General features: G+C 35.8%; 19 protein-coding genes and 1 tRNA gene. 13 read left to right on the forward strand and 7 right to left on the reverse strand.

Annotated elements, in window-relative coordinates:
- Positions 1–144: 144 nt before the first annotated feature.
- Together BLS90_RS03435 and BLS90_RS03440 are read left to right on the forward strand one after the other, a co-directional pair.
- Entirely contained in the window at positions 145–5,265 is a 5,121-nt protein-coding gene (locus tag BLS90_RS03435) for a LamG-like jellyroll fold domain-containing protein (protein ID WP_091255250.1), read from the forward strand.
- Between the two features lie 140 nt (positions 5,266–5,405).
- A complete protein-coding gene (locus tag BLS90_RS03440; protein ID WP_091255253.1) occupies positions 5,406–5,615 on the forward strand; it encodes a hypothetical protein in 210 nt (69 codons plus the stop codon).
- Between the two features lie 101 nt (positions 5,616–5,716).
- Here BLS90_RS03440 and BLS90_RS03445 read toward each other — a convergent pair whose 3' ends face one another.
- Positions 5,717–6,169 (reverse strand): DUF4442 domain-containing protein, encoded by a 453-nt coding sequence (locus tag BLS90_RS03445; RefSeq protein ID WP_091255255.1) that lies wholly within the window; start codon positions 6,167–6,169, stop codon positions 5,717–5,719.
- A 300-nt stretch (positions 6,170–6,469) separates the two neighbouring features.
- On the opposite strand from BLS90_RS03445, the gene BLS90_RS03450 reads away from it, so the two are divergent.
- The 5 genes from BLS90_RS03450 (at position 6,470) to BLS90_RS03470 (ending at position 10,926) form a co-directional block, all read left to right on the forward strand.
- Positions 6,470–6,925 (forward strand): DUF4870 domain-containing protein, encoded by a 456-nt coding sequence (locus BLS90_RS03450; protein WP_091255257.1) that lies wholly within the window; start codon positions 6,470–6,472, stop codon positions 6,923–6,925.
- Between the two features lie 267 nt (positions 6,926–7,192).
- Positions 7,193–7,525 carry a PadR family transcriptional regulator gene (locus tag BLS90_RS03455; protein ID WP_091255259.1) on the forward strand — a complete coding sequence of 111 codons (333 nt, stop codon included), beginning with the start codon at positions 7,193–7,195 and terminating at the stop codon, positions 7,523–7,525.
- Between the two features lie 2 nt (positions 7,526–7,527).
- A complete protein-coding gene (locus BLS90_RS03460; RefSeq protein ID WP_091255261.1) occupies positions 7,528–9,264 on the forward strand; it encodes a PspC domain-containing protein in 1,737 nt (578 codons plus the stop codon).
- Between the two features lie 2 nt (positions 9,265–9,266).
- Entirely contained in the window at positions 9,267–10,007 is a 741-nt protein-coding gene (locus BLS90_RS03465) for a head GIN domain-containing protein (RefSeq protein WP_091255263.1), read from the forward strand.
- An 85-nt stretch (positions 10,008–10,092) separates the two neighbouring features.
- Positions 10,093–10,926, forward strand: coding sequence for a GIN domain-containing protein (locus BLS90_RS03470; RefSeq protein WP_091255266.1), 834 nt, complete (start codon positions 10,093–10,095; stop codon positions 10,924–10,926).
- A 128-nt stretch (positions 10,927–11,054) separates the two neighbouring features.
- On the opposite strand, the gene trxB is transcribed toward BLS90_RS03470, so the two are convergent.
- Together trxB and BLS90_RS03480 are read right to left on the reverse strand one after the other, a co-directional pair.
- On the reverse strand, positions 11,055–12,002 hold the full coding sequence (gene trxB / locus BLS90_RS03475) for a thioredoxin-disulfide reductase (RefSeq protein WP_091255269.1): 948 nt from the start codon (positions 12,000–12,002) through the stop codon (positions 11,055–11,057).
- Positions 12,003–12,132: 130 nt separating this feature from the next.
- Positions 12,133–12,207: transfer RNA gene (locus BLS90_RS03480), tRNA-Pro, on the reverse strand.
- Between the two features lie 338 nt (positions 12,208–12,545).
- Here BLS90_RS03480 and BLS90_RS03485 point away from each other — a divergent pair.
- From BLS90_RS03485 to BLS90_RS03515, 6 genes are all read left to right on the forward strand, one after another.
- On the forward strand, positions 12,546–13,313 hold the full coding sequence (locus BLS90_RS03485) for a ParA family protein (RefSeq protein ID WP_073350716.1): 768 nt from the start codon (positions 12,546–12,548) through the stop codon (positions 13,311–13,313).
- A 4-nt stretch (positions 13,314–13,317) separates the two neighbouring features.
- Positions 13,318–14,217: a ParB/RepB/Spo0J family partition protein gene (locus tag BLS90_RS03490; RefSeq protein WP_091255271.1), complete on the forward strand. Its 900-nt coding sequence runs from the start codon at positions 13,318–13,320 to the stop codon at positions 14,215–14,217.
- Entirely contained in the window at positions 14,217–14,777 is a 561-nt protein-coding gene (locus BLS90_RS03495) for a DUF5683 domain-containing protein (protein ID WP_091255274.1), read from the forward strand. The genes BLS90_RS03490 and BLS90_RS03495 overlap by 1 nt, the downstream gene beginning before the upstream one ends.
- 247 nt (positions 14,778–15,024) lie before the next feature.
- Complete coding sequence (gene dapB / locus BLS90_RS03505; protein WP_091255277.1) at positions 15,025–15,723, forward strand: 4-hydroxy-tetrahydrodipicolinate reductase; 699 nt, start codon at positions 15,025–15,027, stop codon at positions 15,721–15,723.
- 98 nt (positions 15,724–15,821) lie between these two features.
- The gene (gene lepB / locus BLS90_RS03510) at positions 15,822–17,375 is read left to right on the forward strand and encodes a signal peptidase I (RefSeq protein ID WP_091255279.1); all 1,554 of its coding nucleotides are present in this window, start codon (positions 15,822–15,824) and stop codon (positions 17,373–17,375) included.
- Positions 17,376–17,448: 73 nt separating this feature from the next.
- Positions 17,449–18,075, forward strand: coding sequence for a WbqC family protein (locus BLS90_RS03515; RefSeq protein WP_091255281.1), 627 nt, complete (start codon positions 17,449–17,451; stop codon positions 18,073–18,075).
- Between the two features lie 9 nt (positions 18,076–18,084).
- On the opposite strand, the gene BLS90_RS03520 is transcribed toward BLS90_RS03515, so the two are convergent.
- The 4 genes from BLS90_RS03520 to mutL all read right to left on the reverse strand — a co-directional run bounded on the left by BLS90_RS03520 (position 18,085) and on the right by mutL (position 22,825).
- A complete protein-coding gene (locus BLS90_RS03520; RefSeq protein ID WP_091255283.1) occupies positions 18,085–19,137 on the reverse strand; it encodes an endonuclease/exonuclease/phosphatase family protein in 1,053 nt (350 codons plus the stop codon).
- A 173-nt stretch (positions 19,138–19,310) separates the two neighbouring features.
- A complete protein-coding gene (locus tag BLS90_RS03525) occupies positions 19,311–20,180 on the reverse strand; it encodes a rhomboid family intramembrane serine protease (RefSeq protein ID WP_091255286.1) in 870 nt (289 codons plus the stop codon).
- Between the two features lie 60 nt (positions 20,181–20,240).
- A complete protein-coding gene (locus BLS90_RS03530; protein WP_091255288.1) occupies positions 20,241–20,987 on the reverse strand; it encodes a rhomboid family intramembrane serine protease in 747 nt (248 codons plus the stop codon).
- Positions 20,984–22,825 carry a DNA mismatch repair endonuclease MutL gene (mutL, locus tag BLS90_RS03535; RefSeq protein WP_091255292.1) on the reverse strand — a complete coding sequence of 614 codons (1,842 nt, stop codon included), beginning with the start codon at positions 22,823–22,825 and terminating at the stop codon, positions 20,984–20,986. The genes BLS90_RS03530 and mutL overlap by 4 nt, the downstream gene beginning before the upstream one ends.
- Between the last annotated feature and the right edge of the window lie 66 nt (positions 22,826–22,891).

The raw sequence follows: 22,891 nt of genomic DNA on the forward strand, positions 1-22,891 counted from the left end.
GTATTTAGTCGATTTTATTTGCGCTTAATCCGATTATTGTAATATTAATTCTAAATTTAAACTGTACAAAATATTTCTGATACTTCGCTTCGCCCATTTAAAACGAAAATTAAAACCATAAATTAATTAAACAAGAATTAAATTATGAAGAAAACTACTCTTACGAATAAAAAGCTTTTTTTTACAATCAGCCTGCTTTTCATTATAATTTATGGTTATTCCCAAACAACACAAACCTACAGTACGTCTGGAACTTTTACAGTTCCTGCAGGTGTAACCAGCTTAACAGTTGAAGCTTGGGGAGGTGGAGGAAGTGGAGGTACAAGAACATCAAATGGTGTTAGCGGTGGTGGTGGTGGTGGTGCTTATGCTAAAAAAATAATAACTGTAGTACCTGGAGAACAATATACTTATGTGGTAGGCACTGGAAGTACATCAAATGCAGCCGGTGGCGATTCTTCATTTTCTTCACTTGCCCCAACTACTCTTGTAAGAGCAAAAGGTGGCGGTAGTGTACCAGACAATACAACAACTGGAGCAATTGGAGGCTTAATCTCAGGTTGTATTGGAGATTTAACTTATAGTGGCGGTAGCGGTGCAACTGGTAGTAATGGAACATACAGCGGAGGTGGTGGTTCATCAGCGGGGACGGCATTTAATGGTAATGCAGCTACAAATCAAACCGGAGCAACAGCTCCTGGTGGAGGTGGAAATGGTGGTTCAGGCAACAATAACAATAATAATGGTTTACCTGGAACTATTCCCGGAGGTGGTGGAGGTGGTGCATACCGGACATCATCGGGCAACAGGACGGGTGGTTCTGGAGCTGATGGTAAAATAGTTGTTACTTATGTGGCGCCTCAAGAAATAAACATTCTTGGAAATACTATTACTATAACTGACGGTGATATAACTCCAAGTCCCTCAGATTGGACAGATTTTGGATCAATGGAAACCAGTACGGGAACGATCACAAAAAAATACACCATTCAAAATAAGGGAAATGCTGTCCTATCTATTGGTTCCATAACTATTTCTGGAACAAACGATGCTAATTTTACACTTACCGTTAGCCCAAGTGCTTCAATTGCTGGAGGAGCAAGTTCTACATTTTCTGTTACTTTTGACCCTGATACTATCGGAATTAAAACTGCTGCAATTTCAATTATAAACAATGACTCCGATGAAAATCCATATAATTTTTCCATTAAAGGAACTGGAATCCAAACCTTTTTTGATAGTGATGGTGATGGCGTTTTTGACAACTTTGACATCGATGATGATAATGATGGAATTCTGGATGCTACCGAAGAAATAAATTGTAATAATTCTAACGGCCGTAAAGTAGATTATAAGTTTCTAAATGAAACCTTCGGGACAGGCGGCAGAACTCCAGAATTTACTGCAGCTTATAACGCAACAACAACCTACTGTTACGAAGACGGAATTGTTGGTACTAATACACCAGAATGCCCTTCACAATCAACAAAAATATTGGATGATGGGGAATACACAGTGGTTTCCAAAATCACCGGAACAGTAGCGAGCGATCCTGAAAATATTCATGGCGATTTAGCTTGGTACAATGGAGAAGATCATACCACAGGTGATGTCAATGGCAGAATGGCTGTTTTTAATGCCAGTTTTGAACCAGGTGTATTCTATGAAACTACGATTACAGGAATATTGTCTAATCTGCCTATAACCTACAGCTTTTGGGCTTTGAACATCATGGCATCTTCTACCTACCCTAATTCAATTCTACCCAATATAACGGTTGAATTTTACGATTTATCAAACAATCTTCTTAACTCTTTCAACACAGGTGATATTGGCAGATGTTCTGGAAGCACCACTGACAACAGTTGCCCTCAAGGAGTTTGGCAACAATACACAACAAGTGTAAACTTAGGTAATGTAAATGCGTTTACCATTCGTTTTAAAAACAATGCTCCTGGTGGTGGCGGTAATGACCTTGCTCTTGATGATATCCTAATCTCACAAACCTTGTGCGATTTAGACAACGATGGCGTTGCTGATATGTTTGATTTGGATGCTGATAATGATGGAATCGAAGATATCATTGAAGTTGGCTTAGGAAATTTAAGCAATGGTAAAGGAAAAATTGATATGGCTTGGGCCGATGCTAACGGTAATGGATTGCACGACAGTGCAGAATCAAGCGCATCATTACCTGCATTGGATTCAGATGGAGATGGAATTCCAAATTACTTGGATTTAGACAGCGACAATGACAGTCTCTTTGATGTGGATGAATCCAACGCCGGAAACTCTAGTGCAATTGCTGGATTTATCAATGGTGATGGTGATATCAACGGAAACGGAACCGGAGATGGCTTAGATACGGAAACTTTTAGAAGCAAAGACACTGATGGTAACGGAACTTCGGAACTTTTTGGTGATGGAATTTTAGACATTTACGATTACGGTACCGGAGTAAATCAATACGGAAATTTAGGACAAGGAAGTACAATTGCTCCTTTTCTGAATTATCTTTTGGATACCGATGGAGATGGAACTCCGAATTATATTGATGTAAAATCCAACGGAATTACTTTTGATATCGCAAATACGTTGTTAATATATGACTACAAAACACTCGATACTAACAACGATGGAATTATCGACGGAACAACTGATACCGACAAAGACGGAATACTGGATGTGTTTGATACCAATAACGCTGTTTTTGGTTCTCCAAGAGATTTGCGTACCAAATTATTTCTTGATTTCGATGGTCGAAATGATTACGGACAAAGCACTTCTATTCTTGGTGGATTGACCAATGCTTCCCTAATGGCATGGATTAATTTGAATCCTGCTTTTTCAACAGAGGGTGTTATTGTGGGTCAGGATAAATTCCAAATTCGTATTACAGCAGACAGAAAATTGGAAGCAGTCGTTAATGGAACCACAACTGCTTTTGCTACAGCACTAAATGTTTCCCAATGGTATAATGTTGCCACAGTTTATGACGGAAATAATTTGAAATTATATCTAAACGGGGCTTTAGTGGCAACCCAAGCAGCGTCCGGAAGTATCGCTGCTGATGCATCATTGCTTACTTTAGGAAAAAATCCAATTACAAACACCAAGTATTTTAAAGGAAAAATAGATGAAGTACGCGTTTTCAATGTTGCGCTGACGGATTCCAATTTACAAAGAATGGTCTATCAGGAAATTGAGGACTTTGGTTCACAAATCAGAGGAACGGTCATACCTAAAAATATTGCCTCTACTCCTGCTACACTACCTTTTTCAAATTTACTGCGTTATTACAGAATGGACAACTACAAAGATGACATTATTGATGACTTGACAACACCAACGATTGATGTAACAGGAACGAAAATTTACAATCATAAATATATATATCTTCAACAAGCACCTTTGCCTTTCGTAACCGAAAGAGCAGGAACTTTTGCTACAGCCGTAAATAGTCCAACTAAAGAAATCCGAGGAAATGACATTATGGAAAACGATTGGTCAATTGTCAAAGTACAACATGATATTACCGAAACGGCCAACAACATTGATTTAGGGATGCTGGTCGATTCCGGAAAGAAAATCGTAATGGATAACGATACCAAAATACAAAATGACTGGTATCTAAAATTAGACGGTAAAATTGATTTAACAGGAATGTCACAATTAGTCCAAACTTTGGAGAGTGATTTAGACGTGGCTAGTGCTGGATCTATTGAAAGAGACCAGCAAGGACAATCTAATCTGTACAATTACAACTATTGGAGTTCCCCGGTAAGCCCTATAAATACCTTAGCTAACAATACGGACTATACCATAAACGGGGTGTTTAGAGACGGAACAAACCCTGCATCACCTGCAAATATTACGTGGATAAGTGGGTATAACGGAGCACCTACAAACCCAATTAGTTTGGCGCGCTACTGGCTATATAAATTTGATAATTATGCTAGCGCTTACGCAAATTGGGTGCAAATAAATGAAACAAGTCCGTTGCGAGCAGGTCAGGGATTTACCTTAAAAGGCGACGGAGCAGTCTCTGGAACTCAAAATTATACCTTTACAGGAAAACCAAATAATGGAACAATACTGACTAATACTGTAACTGCCGAACAACTATTGCTAACCGGAAATCCGTATCCATCCGCTATAGATGCGTATGCTTTTATAAATGACAATCTGACGTCAGTAGACCGACCGCAAGACACGGGTTTAGACGGAACCATTTATTTCTGGGAACATTCCTCTAGTAACAATTCCCATGTTCTCAAAGACTATTTAGGCGGATATGCCATGCTCAATTTATCAGGAGGCTTGCCTCCCGTAGTTCCAGACTTGATTAGCGGTGTAGGTTTGAGTACTAAAATTCCAAAGCAACATATTCCTGTTGGGCAAGGATTTTTTGTGTACGGAAAAACAGGCGGTGGCGGAACTGTAATCTTTAATAATGGGCAACGGGCATTTCAGAGAGAAACGGATGCTACATCCAACACTCTTTTCAAAAATAAAGCTAAAGCAAAAGAAGAATATTCATGGGATACGAATTCTAATGATCCGATAAAAATAGACACCCTAAAAAGAATTCGCTTGGGTTTCAATTCGGCATCTAATTTTCACCGCCAAGTATTGCTGGCCTTCATGCAGGAAAAAGCGACTAGCGCAATTGATTATGGGTATGACGGCTATATTCTAGACGATTTCCCTACTGACATGTATTTTCTTAACGGCGCAGAACAATTGGCCATTCAAGGCGAAGGCTACTTTGATAGCGAGTCCTCCTTCCCTATCGGCGTAAAAACGGATGTCGAGGGTCCAGTAAAGTTCTTGATTGATGAACTCGAGAATTTTGAGTCTGATCAAGCGATATTTATCTACGATGACCAAACAAAAATATACCACAATATTAGGAATGAAGGTTTTGAAATTAATTTGCTCAAAGGCGAATTTCACAACCGGTTTTCACTACGTTTCAAAGACAAAACGCTAGGAACAACTGAACAAATTAAAAATGAAAATGACCTTACATTCCTCTATTCACAAAATAGAAATGCACTGATAATCCATAATAAATTGCTGGATACAACAGTTCAAGAAGTTACTTTATTCACTATTTTGGGACAGGCAGTTGCTAATTGGGAAATTGAAAACCAAGGTCAGGAAAACATTGAACTTCCTGTCAAAAAAGTAAGCACTGGCGTTTATATTGTAAAACTTAAAACATCCAGAGGAGTTATAAGCAAAAAAATAATCATTAAATAACACGTTTCTTTCGGAGAAAAATTAAGCCAATTAAGTAAATATTAATCCAAAAATTTAAGATTAATTTGAATTATTATTTACATTTGAATGGAAATTTAAGATGAATATCCAATTAAAGAAAACCAATTAAACAGTATAAAATGAAAAAAATAGTAACATTTGTAGCAATTGCATTTCTTACCATAAGCGTTAATGCTCAAGAAGTTAAAGCTGTGGCAAAAGAAAAAGCAAAAAAAGAATCTTGTTGTGCCAATAAAGACACAAAAGCTAAAACCATGACTGCGGCAGAAGTGGCTAAGTGTAAAGCTAAATGCAAAGCGGAAGGTAAAACTTGTAAAACGGCTTGCTAATTAAAAGTTGATGTATTGCATTTAAATTTGATGCAAACGAAGACGCCTCTTTACATCAGTACGAGGCGTTTTCTAGTTTTATATTCTTGTGGAAACTGTTTTTATTTTACCCTTACACTCCATTCAAAATCCATTTCGGAAACTTGTATTCCCTTTTCATCGGTTCCTGTGGATTTCATCCAAAAGGTTTGCCCTTCTCCGGTAGCAATTGTATCTTGAATTGCTTTTTCTATCAAATGCCCGTCCTTGCAGGTAAATGTGATTCTTCCTGTCGCTTTCTTGGTAAAATTTCCTTTATTATTCGCTACCAACATCGAGATTTTCCTGCCACTTTTTTGAATCTGAAACATCACCAAAGCTCCCGTAGAAAGCTCAGCTGCCATGGCCTGTACCGCAAAATACATAGAGTTAAATGGATTTTGGTTGATCCAACGGTGCTTCACCGAAACTACACATTGATTCTCATCTATTGTTTTTACGCGTACTCCACATATAAATGCCGACGGTAATTTGAACAATAGAAATTTATTAAGTTTTGATGCTGTAAGTTTCATATGTAGCTACTATTTATTATTTTTATATGGATATGGTATCGCCATTCTTCATTATTTTTTATGTTCCGAAGCTGGGGGATTGAATCATGGCAAGTTCATTATCACTGGGTTTTTTGCTAAAATACAAAAAAATAGTATGCGTGCCTATAAAATTAATTTGTTAATATTATGTTAATATTTGGTCCTATGCGATACCAGATACTGTCTTTTAGATATATATTTGCTTAAGAAATTACTATGTAGCCTAAATGCTTTTATAGTTAACTCGTTTCAATCATCATCAAAATCAAAAAAAAAAAAATGGAAACCACTACTGAAAAAAACATCGCCACTTTTACTCACTTGAGTACCTTGACTCAATATTTTATTCCGTTTGGAAATTATATTTTTCCAATCATATTATGGAGTACAAAAAAGGACGACTCTGAATTTGTGGATCACCACGGCAAACAAGTACTTAACTTTCAATTGAGCTTATTGTTGTACTCTTTACTACTGATTATAATTGCTATTCCTTCGTTTCTTATTTCTGTATTTAAGGATATGTCTTTTAACACCTTGATGCACAATCATGAATTTACTTATTCAAATTTCAACTTTGAGGATAATATTGGCTTACTAACCCTTGGATTGATTTGTGTATTGATTTTTGGTCTTTTGAAAGTAGCTGAATTCTTTTTAATCATTTATGCTTCAATCAAAACATCAAATGGAGAAAAATACAAGTATCCTATAACGATTCCGTTCCTGAAATAAGAAGCAATCCGATTAAAAGAGAATAAACGTAATACATAAAGTGAACGAACTAGCCCTGATTAAAACGGCATCCTTTACTTGCTTCTTTAAGCAAGTAAAGATAAAGTGGAAAGCAGGAATAAGCTCCAAAAAATAAAAAGAGTATCAAGCAATACGAGATTGCTTCGTTCCTCGCAATGACAAATCATCACCCAGCCAGCAAGACGAACTGGCAAAACAATCAAAAAATGAACTGTTTAATCAACACAAAATCAAAAAAAAGGAATTATGAACATTGAAAACACAAAAGCCCAGATGCGCAAAGGTGTTCTCGAGTTTTGCATCTTATCTGTATTGAAAGAAAAAGATGCCTATACATCGGAAATATTAGACACCTTGAAAAACGCAAAATTATTAGTCGTGGAAGGAACCATTTATCCTCTATTAACCCGACTTAAAAACGACGGATTACTCAACTACCGTTGGGAAGAATCGACCTCAGGACCACCAAGAAAATATTACGGCCTGACCGAAATTGGACAAACTTTTTTAAATGAACTAAATAGCACCTGGACTGAATTATCAGATGCCGTAAACCTAATAACCAACCAAAAACAATAGTCATGAACAAAACTGTAAATATAAACCTAGGCGGAATGTTCTTTCACATAGATGAAGACGCATACCAAAAAATGACACGTTATTTTGACGCTATAAAACGTTCTTTATCCAATTCATCAGGACATGATGAGATCATCAAAGATATTGAAATGCGTGTTTCGGAATTATTGAACGAAAAACAAAAATCAGACAAATATGTTATTGGTTTTAAAGATGTAGATGAAGTGATTGCCGTAATGGGACAACCGGAAGACTATATCATTGAAGATGATTTTAAAGAGGCAAATACTACGTACAGCACTGCTAGCCGAAGAACAAAAAAACTATACCGTGACCGAGAAAAAGGGATGATCGGTGGTGTTTCGGCTGGATTAGGACATTACTTTGGTGTTGATGCCGTGTGGATCAGAATCGTGCTTATATTATTGGTTTTTGCGGGATTTGGAACTGGAATCCTAGCCTATATCATTCTTTGGATTGTAACTCCGGAAGCGATCACAACAACTGAAAAACTGGAAATGACTGGAAAACCCGTGACTATTTCAAATATCGAAAAAAAAGTAAGAGAAGAGTTTGAAAATGTTTCCGACAAAATAAAAAATGCGGACTACGATAAATACGGCAATCAAATAAAAACAGGTGCTAGCAAAATAGGAAATTCTTTTGGTGATTTTATCATGACTATTTTCAAGATTTTCGCTAAGTTCTTAGGCGTAATTTTAATCATCACTGGGATAACAGTATTGTTTTTTCTGCTAATAGGTATTTTCACTTTAGGTTCCGGTGCATTCATTGATTTTCCTTGGCAAGGTTTTATCGAGGCAGGCAATTTCATGGATTATCCAATATGGGCTTTTGGACTTTTGATGTTCTTTGCCGTTGGAATTCCTTTCTTTTTCTTAGCATTATTAGGTTTCAAATTATTGGCTCCAAACATGAAATCTATCGGAAACATTGCAAAATACACGTTGTTGGCACTCTGGTTAATCGCGGTTGCACTAGCGATATCAATTGGAATAAAACAAGCCAGCGCGTTTGCAGTTGATGGACGAGTAGTTAAAAAAGAAACAATCAACTTGAATCCAAGTGATACGCTTTTCATCAAATTCAAACACAATGATTATTTTGCTAAAAATGTGGAAGACCGCAACGATTTCATGGTAACTCAAGATTCAACCGGAAATGATATCATTTATTCAAATGAAGTTAGTTTTAAAATTGAAAAAACAGAGGAGAAAGCACCTTATATCCAAATTGAAAAAGAGGCTAGAGGAAAATCCTTATCTGATGCAAAACAAAGAGCCGAACAAATTAAATACAGTTACAAAATTATTGGCAACCAATTGATTTTAGACAATTATTTACTAACGGAATTAAAAAACAAATACAGAGACCAAGAGATTGAAATAACGTTATTTGTACCAGAAGGACTATTGTTAAAAATTGATTCTAGTGTTCAAAATTACGACAGATCAGACGACGAATATTTTAATTTACACTACAGTTCAGACAATTACATTTATAAAGTAGAAAATTCTCAAATAAAATGTTTAAATTGTCCCGCAGATGAAAACGAGTATAATGACGTAGATACTGATACTGAAAATGACAGCATCGAAACGTCAGTTACTATCAATGAAGACGGAGTTTCTGTAACGAATGACACTTTGACTAATTCAAAAAAGAATCTTAAAGAATTAAAAATAAACAAAGACGGTATCATCATTAAAACAAACTAATCATGTTAAAAGTCATCACATTAATTACCAAGTTTATTGTAATAGCATTGACAGCTTTGTTATTCGCATCGTGCAACCACTCCATTAATTTGAATTCAATAGAAGGGAGCGGAAATGTCACGACCGAGAAAAGAAATGTTGAAGATGATTTCAAGAGCATAGAGGTTAACAATGGCATTGATGTAGTTATTGTACAAGCTGATAAAACAGAAATAGTTGTGGAAGCAGATGATAATTTACAAAAACACATTACTACAAAAGTTAAAAATGGAACCCTGGTTATTTCTTGTGACAAAAATTATTTTATCAATACCGGTTCTAAAAAAGTGATGGTTAAAATGCCTATAATTGATGAATTAGAAGCTACGAGCAGTGCCACAATTACGAGTAAGAATACATTGAAAGGCGAAAACGTCCGTTTGAATACTTCGAGTGGGGCAAGTATTGATTTAAGCATCGAATCGGATACTATTACTTGCGATGCCAGCAGCGGTAGTACGATCACAATAAATGGAAAAGCACTTCAGACGAAAACCACCGCATCAAGTGGGAGCGAAATTAATGCTGATGAATTATTAGCTAATGAGGTAACCGCCGATGTTTCCAGTGGAGCTTCCATAAGTGTTCATCCAATTGTAAAATTAGTGGCACAAGCATCCAGCGGAGGAAATATCTCCTACGCCGTACAACCAAAATCAATTCAAAAAGAAACCAGTTCTGGCGGCAGCATAAGTCGACTATAGTTAATACTTCAAGTAAATATAATAGAAATCATCCATCACAAGTGGATGATTTTTTTATATTTGTGTAGACTCAAACCAACTAATCATGAAAAAATATACACTTATACTCATGCTCCTTTTGTCAACCGCATTGACTTTGGCACAGAAAAAGAAAAAAATAAAAGGATCAAAAACAGTTACAGTAGAACAACGGGAAGTAGGGAATTTTGAAGCGTTGGTAGTTGAAGACAACCTAGAAGTCCATTTGCAAAGAGGCGAAAAAACCGAACTAAAAATTGAGGCCGATGATAACCTGCACGATATTATTTCTTTGGATTTAAGTGATAATATATTGCGCATTTACACCACAAAGCAAGCCACCAATTATAAAAAAACAATAGTGAGAGTGACCTATACCAAAGATTTGAGTCTCATTACGTCAAAAGATGAATCGACCGTTAATGCGATACAGGAACTTTTACTGAATACCATTACACTAAAAGCACATGATGCTTCCAAATTATTTTTGAATGTCAACACCAAGGATTTCTTACTTCAGGCAGACGATAAATCAAAAACAGAATTGAATTTAAAATCAGAAAATACAACTATTGAATTAAGTAAAAATGCATCTCTGAAAGCCTTAGTTAACACTACTGATTTGAAAATGGATATGTACCAAAAATCAGAAGCTACATTAGAGGGAAGTGCTATAAATACGATGCTTCGATTGGACAATAACGCCTTATTTACCGGAAACAAGTTCACCACCAAAAATGCCGATATCACCACCGAAAGTTATTCCAACTGTAGTTTATTTGTGGAAACTGCCGTGATTATTGACGCCGCTAATAAATCAGAAATCCAATTAGTAGGTGCTCCAAAAATTGAAATCAGAAAATTTGCTGATGAAGCAAAATTGCTTAAGAAATTGAAATAGTCCGCTCCCCAACCCTCTCCAAAGGAGAGAGAGAAAAAGATAAGATTGCTATTATATATTCTAACAACAAAAAGTCCCACTTGCTATGGCAAATGGGACTTTTTCAATTTTAACTTTTCTGGCTATGATTATTCTTTTGCAGCTAAATATCTTTCCGCATCAAGAGCAGCCATACAACCTGTACCTGCAGCAGTTATTGCCTGACGATACACATGATCTGCAGCATCACCGGCGACGAAAACACCTTCCACATTTGTTTTAGAACTTCCTGGAGTATTAATAATATACCCTGTTTCATCTAAGGAGATGTATTTTTTAAAAATATCGGTATTTGGTTTATGGCCAATAGCGACAAAGAAACCAGTGGCTTCAATTTCAAAAGTTTCATTTGTTGTTTTATTAAGTGCTTTTACACCAGTAACAACTTGCTCATCACCTAAAACTTCGATCGTGTCATGATTCATCAAAATCGTAATATTCTCTGTTTTGCGAACGCGTTCTTCCATAATTTTAGAAGCTCTGAATTTTTCACTACGCACAAGCATCGTTACTTTTTTACATAATTTAGATAAATAGTGTGCCTCTTCACAAGCTGAATCTCCAGCTCCAACGATTACTACCTCTTGATTTCTATAGAAAAAACCGTCACATACCGCACAAGCCGAAACTCCACCACCCATTTTTAAATAGTGTTGCTCAGAAGGCAACCCTAAGTATTTAGCCGAAGCTCCAGTAGAAATAATTACTGTTTCGCAGTGCAATTCTTTTACATCATTGATCCAAACTTTGAAAACATCTCCGGAAAAGTCAACTTTTGTAGCCCAACCATCGCGAACATCAGTCCCAAAACGCTGCGCTTGGGCTTGTAACCCAACCATCATTTCAGGCCCCGTTATTCCTTCAGGATTTCCTGGCCAGTTTTCTACTTCATTAGTTGTTGTTAGTTGGCCTCCAGGCTGCATTCCTTGGTATAAAACTGGAAACATATTAGCTCTGGCTGCATAAATAGCAGCAGTATAACCTGCAGGACCAGAACCTATAATAAGACATTTGATTTTTTCGATTGTATCAGACATAGTGTGTGAATTATAATTTTTACCGTGCAAAAATAGGATATAATTACGGTAGAAAGGACGTTGAAGTATCAGTTTTAATTATTTGGTAATAAAAAAATCCCTTCTGTACTGCTACAGAAAGGATTTTTTGTCGGGGTGGCAGGATTCGAACCTGCGGCCTCCTGCTCCCAAAGCAGGCGCGATAACCGAGCTACGCTACACCCCGAAAGCGGGTGCAAAGATAGCATTATTATTGGCTTAAGCAAACTATTGCAGAAATTAAGAAACAATTTTATTAGAACAGCAATTCGCTTACATCACTGTCGACCGTAGCTTTTTGAGAGTCAGTAGTCTTTGCTAAGATGGCAGTAAATAACCTGACATTCAGATTTCGCATTTTTATTGAATTAAAAGAACACCGCATGCCGCTTTCAAAAGCAAAGCTGTTTTAACTAATTAGAAATGTCAAATAGCGAGGAATCAAGCTTTAACAAATGTTAACAAAATAGATTTTTAGAAACCATAAATAATTGTATTTTTACGGTTCAAAATTTAGAAAAATAAATGGGCAAAATCATCGCGATTGCTAATCAAAAAGGAGGCGTTGGAAAGACTACAACATCAGTTAATCTTGCGGCTTCATTGGGAGTTTTAGAAAAAAAAGTATTACTTATTGATGCTGATCCACAGGCAAATGCCTCATCAGGATTAGGAATTGATGTCGAATCTGTTGAAATAGGAACGTATCAAATTCTAGAACACAGTCACACACCAAAAGAGGCCATCATAAAATGTACTGCAATAAATGTAGATGTGATTCCCTCGCATATTGATCTTGTAGCCATTGAAATTGAATTGGTAGATAAAGAAAATCGGGAATATATGCTTAAAAAGGCACTAGAAAGTGTCAAGGACGACTATGATTTTATCATCATAGATTGTGCGCCATCGTTAGGATTACTTACATTAAATGCTTTGACAGCGGCGGATTCTGTAATTATCCCAATTCAGTGCGAATATTTTGCATTAGAAGGTTTGGGGAAATTGCTGAACACCATCAAAAGTATCCAAAAAATTCACAATCCAGATTTAGACATTGAAGGATTGTTATTGACAATGTTTGACTCCCGTTTGCGTTTGTCCAATCAAGTGGTAGAAGAGGTGCAGAAACATTTTAATGATATGGTTTTTGAGACTATAATTCAGAGAAATGTGAAATTGAGTGAAGCACCAAGTTTTGGCGAAAGCATCATAAATTATGACGCAACAAGCAAAGGAGCAACTAATTATTTGCACCTAGCTCAAGAAGTTATAAAGAAAAACAGTAAATAGTTTTATGGCAAAAGCAATAAAAAAACAAGCCTTAGGCCGAGGATTATCCGCCTTATTAAAAGACCCTGAGAACGATATCAAATCTGTTGCAGATAAAAATGCAGATAAAGTTGTAGGAAACATCATTGAGCTTGAAATTGAAGCAATTGAGATTAATCCTTTTCAGCCCCGAAGTAATTTCAATGAGGAATCCCTTAGAGAATTAGCCACATCTATTAAAGAACTTGGTGTAATTCAGCCTATTACCGTTAGGAAATTAGATTTTAATAAATACCAATTAATATCTGGAGAGCGACGTCTTCGTGCTTCTACTTTAGTTGGATTAACAACGGTGCCCGCTTATATCCGAATCGCAAATGACAATGAATCATTGGTTATGGCCTTGGTGGAAAACATCCAGCGCCATGATTTAGATCCAATAGAAATTGCCCTTTCGTACCAACGTTTGATTGATGAAATTCAATTAACACAGGAACAAATGAGTGAACGCGTTGGTAAAAAACGCTCTACAATTGCTAATTACTTAAGGCTTTTAAAGTTGGATCCAATAATCCAAACGGGCATTCGTGATGGCTTTATCAGCATGGGTCATGGAAGAGCCATAATCAATATTGAAGATCAAGACATTCAAACGGATATTTATCAGAAAATTGTAAGCCAAAATCTTTCGGTACGTGACACGGAAGCTTTGGTAAAAAATTATCAGGAAAGCTTAAAACCTAGGCCAGTATCTAAGCCAAAAGCTGCTTCATTTGAAATCGCAGAATCTCAAAAAAGCACTTTTACAACTTATTTTGGAACCAAAGTAGATGTTAAAGTGGCTGGTAATGGTAAAGGAAAAATAACCATTCCTTTTCACTCAGAAGAAGATTTCAACAGAATTATCAAACTAATAAACGAATAGTGACTAAAATCATTTTCATCGCTCTATTCCTTTTTTCGTTAGGAAACACTGCCGTTTTTGCACAAACGGAAACAGAAGCGGTGTTGGTCGCTACCGATACTTTGAAATCAAATGATATAGACCCGCTGACTCCCGCAAAAGCAGCGTTCTATTCGGCCATTTTACCGGGACTAGGCCAAGCTTACAACAAAAAATATTGGAAAATACCACTTGTATACGGAGCGCTAGGAACCAGTATTTATTTTTATATTGATAACAATAAAAAATACAATCAATATAGAGACGCCTACAAAAGCAGATTGGAGGGATTAGTCACAGATGACTTAGCTTTCCTTGACAACAATCGATTAATTGCCGGACAAAAATTCTACCAACGCAACCGCGATTTATCAGCTTTAGTTACGTTGGCATTTTATGCCTTAAATATTCTTGACGCCAATGTAGATGCGGCTTTAATACAGTTTAATGTTGATGAAAACTTATCGGTAAGACCCGTTCTTTACCCAAATGATGTAACATTTAAGACAAATGTAGGACTAACATTTAATTATACTTTCTAGTCCAATTTCGAAAACAAGGAAGCTATCAAACAAACGATCAGTATGTCATTACTCACTAAAATAGGTAAGAAATATTTTTTTATCATTACCACAGTTTTACTGTTAATTACTTTAATAAATTATTCAGAAATTCAAGCATTGGAACCTATTCGAATGAATAATTTCTTCTCTGGGTTCATCGCTGGAATTTTGCTAGGACTCCTGTTTGCAGGACTGCTGCAGTATTCAAAATTTAAAAAATAAACAAATGAAAATTGCGCTTTTAGGATACGGAAAAATGGGTCAGGTAATTGAGCGAATTGCACTGGAAAGAGGACATGAAATTGTTTTGAAAAAAGAGGAAAACAACACTTTTGAGGGACTTTCTACAGCAGATGTAGCTATTGACTTTAGCGTCCCAACAGCTGCGGTGACCAATATTTCTGCTTGTTTTCATGCAAACGTACCTGTTATTTCCGGTACCACAGGCTGGCTAGAAAATTATGACGAAATGACCAAACTATGTGCCGCTACAAATGGCGGATTCATTTCTAGTTCAAACTTTAGTTTAGGAGTGAATATCTTCTTTGAAATCAACGAACATTTGGCTAAAATTATGGCGAAATTCAAATCCTATTCTGTTGTAATGGAAGAAATTCATCACACCCAAAAACTAGATGCACCTAGCGGTACAGCAATATCATTAGCCAAAGGAGTAATTGAAAATAGCTCCTACACCAACTGGACTTTAGAAAGCCCAGATACTACGCAAATTCATATCGCTACCAAGCGCATTGGAACAGTCCCAGGGACACACACGGTGACTTACAACTCAGCGGTAGACGCTATCGAAATAAAACACACTGCACACAATCGCGAAGGCTTTGCGCTTGGAGCAATTATTGCCGCAGAATGGATTGTGGGTAAACAGGGTGTTTTTACAATGAAAGACGTACTGGAATTTTAAGAGCATCATAATAGCAATTTAGAGCGTTCGATTTTAATAACTGATAAAACGTTTTGATTTTCATAAAACAAATAAAACATTAACCTAATAAACATATTATGTCAGCATATCAATGGTTTATATTTTTTCTTATTCTACAAGTAGTACACTTTTTAGGAACATGGAAATTATACGAGAGCGCAGGAAGAAAACGATGGGAAGCCGCTATTCCGGTTTATAATGCCATTATTTTAATGAAAATAATTGGACGCCCTACTTGGTGGACCGTTTTATTATTCCTACCCATTATCAACCTAATTATTTTCCCAGTAATCTGGGTGGAAACGCTGCGCAGTTTTGGAAAACGATCTGGAGTAGACACTTTTTTAGGAATTGTTACACTTGGATTTTACATCTATTATGTAAACTATACTCAGAAATTAGAGTACGTAGCAGATAGAAGTTTAACCCCTCGAAATAAAACTGCAGACACAATTAGCTCGCTACTTTTTGCGGTGGTTGTTGCCACAATAGTACATACCTATTTAATTCAACCCTTCACCATTCCAACCTCGTCATTAGAAAAATCATTATTAGTAGGAGACTTTCTATTTGTAAGCAAGATGAATTATGGCGCCAGAGTACCTATGACTACAATTGCTTTACCCATGGTGCATGACTCCATTCCTTTGACAAAAAATAAATCCTACCTGACCTATCCACAGTTGCCTTATATGAGATTGCCGGGTATTCAGAATATTGATCGCACCGACATCGTTGTTTTCAACTGGCCTGTAGATACCGTATTTAAATTTTTTGATACTTCAAAACGACGCGCTTACAAACCGGTTGATAAAAAATCGAATTATGTAAAAAGATGCGTTGGAATTCCAGGTGATAACTTATCCATAAAAGATGGTGTCATTTATATCGATGGGAAATTATTGCAGTTACCAGAAAGAGCCAAACCGCAGTTTTCTTATAAGGTAGCTTTTGATGGAAAAACAGCAGTCAATCTTGAATATTTATTTAAAGATTTAGACATCACAGATCCTGCTTTTTTCACTGACGACACGAAAAGAGACACCTTGTTTTTAAGCGCTTTAACTGAAGCTGGAGCTCAGCGACTAAAAAATACACCTGGCATAACTGCTGTTGTTAGACAAATTTCCAAAGACGTAGACAATGGTGTTTTCCCACATATCAACAAGTGGAATAGGGATAACTATGGTCCAATTTATATTCCAGAAAAAGGAAAAACAGTTCCGTTAACAACAGAAACATTACCGTTTTACAAGGCAATTATAAGTGATTATGAGAACAATGATTTGAAAATTAACGGTTCAGAGATTCGAATAAATGGTCAAATTGCCACTAGTTATACTTTTGGACAAAATTATTACTGGATGATGGGAGACAACCGTCATAACTCTGAAGACAGCAGGTATTGGGGATTTGTTCCTGAAAATCACATTGTAGGAAAACCTGTTTTTATCTGGCTAAGCATTGATCCAAATGGAAAAGGACTAAACAAAATACGTTGGGACAGAGTTTTCACAACTGTTAGTGGTGAAGGTCAACCACAATCGTACTTTAAATTGTTTCTACTTGGTTTAGTACTCTTCTTTGTAGGAGAATATTTTTGGAAAAAAAGAAAAGCGAACAAAGGGTAAATAAAAATAGTTAAAGTTTAGGGTTTAAAGCGATACAACGACCTTACACTTTAAACCCTAAACACATAAACAAATGAATATTTTACTACATCCCACCTATTTCCCATCCGTAAGCCATTTTGCAGCAATAGCACAAGCAGACACGGTTACCTTTGAAATAGAGGATAATTTCCAGAAACAAACAAACCGAAATCGCACATACATTTACAGTCCAAACGGGATTCAATTGCTAAATATTCCAATAAAACATTCGAAAGAAAGCCATCAAAAAACTAAAGATGTTAGAATTGAAAATGATTTTGACTGGCAAAAACAACATTTCAAATCTCTTGAAGCGGCGTACAGAAGTTCTCCTTTTTTTGAATTTTTCGAAGACGACATCCGACCAATTTTTGAAAAAAAACAAGAATTCTTGTTAGACCTAAATTTTGAAGCATTAACTATTGTTTTTAAATGCTTGCGTATGAAGATAGAGTACCACACGACGACAGAATATTTTCATGACTCAGATACTCTTACCATTTCTGATTTTAGACCTTTGGTTAATGGAAAAAAAGACCTCTCGCTTTTTGACAAGTATACTCAAGTTTTTGATGACAAACATGGATTTATCAATAACCTTAGTGTTTTAGACTTGCTTTTTAATGAAGGAAAATACGCGATGGATTATCTAAGCCAACAAAAACTGATTGTTCAATAGCATATACTATTAAAATTCTTCATACGATAATCTAGCCATAATAGGAAAATGGTCTGAGTTAATAAAATTAGAAAAACTTTCAAATTTTTTAACGGTCATCTTTTCGTTAGCAAAAATATAATCAATTCGAGCAGGGTAATACCTGAATTTATAAGTCTCTCCAAAGCCCGTACCTGCCTCTTCGAAGCCATCCTTCATCTTACCTTTGATGCTTCTGTACACGTATGAAAAGGCACTATTATTCATATCACCACAAATAATAACTGGATAAATACATTTCATTTTATGTTCCTTAAACAGCTCTGCTTGCTGCTGCTGCTGCTTGAAAGCTTTACTTATTCTAATAAAAAGCTTTTGCGATTTCTGCTGATTGATAACATCTATATTTTCATCAATTTCATTCACGTCAGGAGATATTTTTATCGATTGCAAATGCATGTTATACACTCTAATAATATCTTTCCCTTTCTTAATATCAGCAAAAACAACATTATTACTAGAATTAGGAAAAATAATATTTCCCTGATTCAGAATAGGGAATTTAGAAAAGATAGCCTGACCAGTTTTAATTTGATCCCCATCAGTAAAAATATAGCGATGTGGATATACTTTCAAATCAATATTTGCTGACGGTGAATATTCTTGTATACACAAGATATCCGGGTTCTTATCATTAATAAACGCTACTATATCTGCAGGTACATCATCTCTGTCAATCCATTTAAATACATTCAAAAGGCGAACATTGTAACTCATTACTGTAAAATCTTTTTCTTCCTTGGAAAATTTTGGCTCCGAAAATTTATAAAATTTATTTATAAATGTAATTCCTAGCAGCAAAACTAAACCCGAGACAATCAATTGCTTTTTAAATTGAATCGCCCAATAGATAAAAAATAACGCATTAAAAATAAAGAAAAGAGGCATGAAAAGTGTCAAAACAGACAAAAGTGGAAAAGATTTTGGCGCTAAAAAAGGCAAGACATACGCTACAAAGGTCACCAATATAAGCAGACTATTTAGAAGAAACATTCCTTTATTAAACCATGAAAGATTTTTCATTTTCTATCTTTTTTATTTTTACAAACAGCTAAAAGTTGATTTCAATCAAGTAAAAAAATTTAAACAATCTACTTTGGCAGCGGACAAAAGAATTCCTTTTTTGGAAATTTTCCTTTTAATATAAAACTATCGGACGAGATGAAAGTCGGATTCTATTGCCAAGCATTTATAAATTACTTCCCTACCTTGAATAAAAATTCTTTTTCCTCTTTCGTTAAACTATCATAACCGGACTGACTGATTTTGTCCAAAATTTCATCAATTTGCTGTTGCGATTTATCTTTAGTGATTATTTTAGGAATACTTTTCTCTACTGGCTTAGTGTAATTTTTATGCACCTTTTTAAATGGAGTTGTTTTGTTTTTTTGGAACAAATTTGCAAAAAAACCAAAAAAACGAGAAACACCCCTACTTAAATCGGTTCCATTTTGAAGCAATTTAATAAAAATAAATCCAAATAAAGCTCCTGAAAGATGAGAAATATGTCCGCCCATATTTTCAGAACGCAGCTGCACTAAATCGATGAAGATGATGACGGCCGTAACATGCCATAACTTGACATTTCCAATTAGTAACAAGCGAAGATCCATTAAAGGATGATATGTCGTAGTTGCAACCAAAATAGCCATTATTGCGGCAGAAGCTCCCACGATTGGCGCATTTATATTCAAAACATAGAACACAAGAATGTAGCATATTCCAGCAAAAACAGCACTTAACACATACAATCCAAGTAATTGTTTAGCCGTAAAATAGGTCATAAATAATCGCCCAGAAAAATTCAAAACAATCATATTAAAAACAATATGCATGATTCCACTATGAAAAAAGGCATATGAAAGCAACGACCAAGGTTTCCAAAGCAAATGAGCCGGATTAGAAGACAAACTCACAAATTGAAGATAATCAATAGGAAAACCCAACAGAGATAGAAGAGCGAAAAACAACCATGGAAAAACAAATAAAGCTACGTTCCAAAGGATTAACTTGGTTACTATTCCTCCTATATTGTATTGTAATTTCAGGTCGTCAATAATATTCATAAGCTAAGTGGGAATTAAGATCTGATAGTTGCGTCGTCTAATTTAAAAAATTTTAAACTTTTAATTCCAACGATTGTTATTAAATTGATTTTTCTTCCAATACCACATAATCAGAAAACCGAACAAAGCACCACCAACGTGAGCAAAATGGGCAATTCCTCCACCTCCAAATATAGATTTTCCAGAAATCCCTAAGTACAAATCGACTAAAACGATACCTGGAACAAAATACTTCGCTTTTATTGGAACAGGAATGAACATCAGCGCCAATTCAGCATTCGGAAACATAAAAGCAAATGCTACGATCGTTCCATAAATGGCTCCCGATGCACCAACAGCTGTTCCCAAATAGGCACTAGTAAAATTTTGAAAATCAGATACCGACAAAATTTCCTGCCATCTTGTGTTAATTTTACCTTCATTCAAAATCTGCAAGATCTCCTGTTTTTGAAAACCATTGGCAATTAGTGTATTCAAATTATCCTGAAAAAAGTAATAATTCACTCCAGTGTGCATTAAGGCGGCACCTAAACCACAAGAAATATAGAAAAACAAGAATTTTTTACATCCCCAAACCTGCTCTAAAGCCGATCCAAAGGAATACAGCGCAAACATATTGAAGAAAATATGCATAAATCCGCCGTGCATAAACATGTGTGATATAGGTTGCCACAATTGAAAACTGGGATTTTCAGGAAAGTACAATGCCAATATCTTATATGCTGGCTCTTTTATAATTAGTGTACCTACAAAAAACAATACGTTAATAATTATTAATTGTTTTACGGTCTCAGTTACGTTTCTCATAGTGCAAATTTTTTATCCAAATCTTCCACACGCATCGTGATGAAAGTGGGTTTATGAAAAGGGGATGTATTAGGATCTTTACAGGCAAAAAGTCCATTAACCAAGTTTTCCTGTTCTTTTTCTGTAAGGTGTTTTCCTGTTTTTACGGCTAAACTTTTGGCCATGGATTTAGCAATCGTATCACTTTGACTGAAACTACTTTCTGGAATTCCATCCTGTAAATCGGCTAATAATTGCTCTAAAACAAGGGATACTTCACTTTCTGTAACATTTACAGGTATTCCTGAAATGACAATATGATCGGTAGTATTTTCTTCAAACACGAATCCAGTATTTTTTAATGACACTTGCAAATCCTGAATAAGTTCCATTTCACTACTAGAGAAGAACAAATTAAGGGGAAGCAACAACTGCTGACTTGATGCTTGATGTACTGTCATATTTACCAGAAATTGTTCATACAAAACACGTTGATGTGCCCGTTGCTGATCTACAATTACCATTCCTGACTTTATCGATGAAACGATGTATTTTTTATGAATTTGATACGTTTTATGAATTGAATGTTCTATGTCTTCATCATTGAATAAAGACGAGGTCATTTCTTCATTTTCAAAGGTAATGTGGGCTATATCGTCTGTATCTTGTTTTAATCCTACGTATAAACTTTCCCAGTTCGCTGTTGATTCCGGCTTCTTATAATTAGAAAAGTGTTTGTTTGGCTTATCATCAGAAAACGGATTAAAATTACCATCCACCTGAATTGTTGGTGTAGCACCTTCTAAATCTTTATAATGATAAGGGGTATCCAAATTGGAATCGCGATCAAAATCCAAAACTGGAGCAACATTAAACTGCCCTAAACCATGTTTTATAGAAGCTCTCAAAATAGCATATAAAGCCTGCTCATCATCAAACTTTATTTCCGTTTTAGTAGGATGAATGTTGATATCAATCGTGTTTGGAGGCACTGATAAATTTAAAAAATAACTAGGCTGTGCACCGTCTTTCAAAATTCCATCATAAGCCGCCATCACCGCATGATGCAAATATCCACTTTTTATAAAACGATCGTTGACAAAGAAAAACTGTTCTCCTCTATTTTTTTTGGCAAATTCAGGTTTACTGACAAATCCTTGAATCGCTACGATTTCTGTTTCTTCCTGAACTGGTATTAATTTCTCATTGGTCTTACCCGAAAAAATAGTAACAATTCGTTGACGCAAAGTCGAGGGTGGCAAATTAAACATTTCGCTCCCGTTGTGGTAAAAAGTAAAATGTATTTTTGGGTGCGCCAAAGCAACCCGTTGAAATTCATCTACGACATGACGGTATTCCACCGTATCAGATTTTAGGAAATTCCGCCTTGCTGGAATATTAAAAAACAAATTTTTAACAGCGAACGATGTCCCTTTTGGCAAAACTGCTGCTTCCTGCGACACAAACTTACTGCCTTCAATAATGATATGCACTCCTAATTCTTCTTGATCTTGCTTGGTTTTCATTTCAACATGAGCAATCGCTGCAATAGAAGCCAATGCTTCTCCCCGAAACCCTTTAGTGTGCAATGAAAATAAATCTTCGGCATGACGAATCTTGGACGTGGCATGCCGTTCAAAACACAACCGTGCATCAGTAACACTCATCCCCAAACCATTATCGATTACTTGCACTAGTGCTTTCCCAGCATCTTTAATAATTAGTTTGATATCGGTTGCCTTAGCATCAACTGCATTTTCAAGGAGTTCTTTAACCACCGAAGCGGGTCTTTGAACCACTTCTCCAGCAGCAATTTGATTGGCAACATGATCAGGAAGTAATTGAATTATACTCGACATTAAAAAAATTAGGTTAAAAGTTTAACCCTTCGTCTGCGCTCAGGGTGACTATAGTTTATTAAAAAA

The sequence above is a fragment of the Flavobacterium omnivorum genome, assembly GCF_900099915.1.
Lineage (GTDB): Bacteria > Bacteroidota > Bacteroidia > Flavobacteriales > Flavobacteriaceae > Flavobacterium > Flavobacterium omnivorum.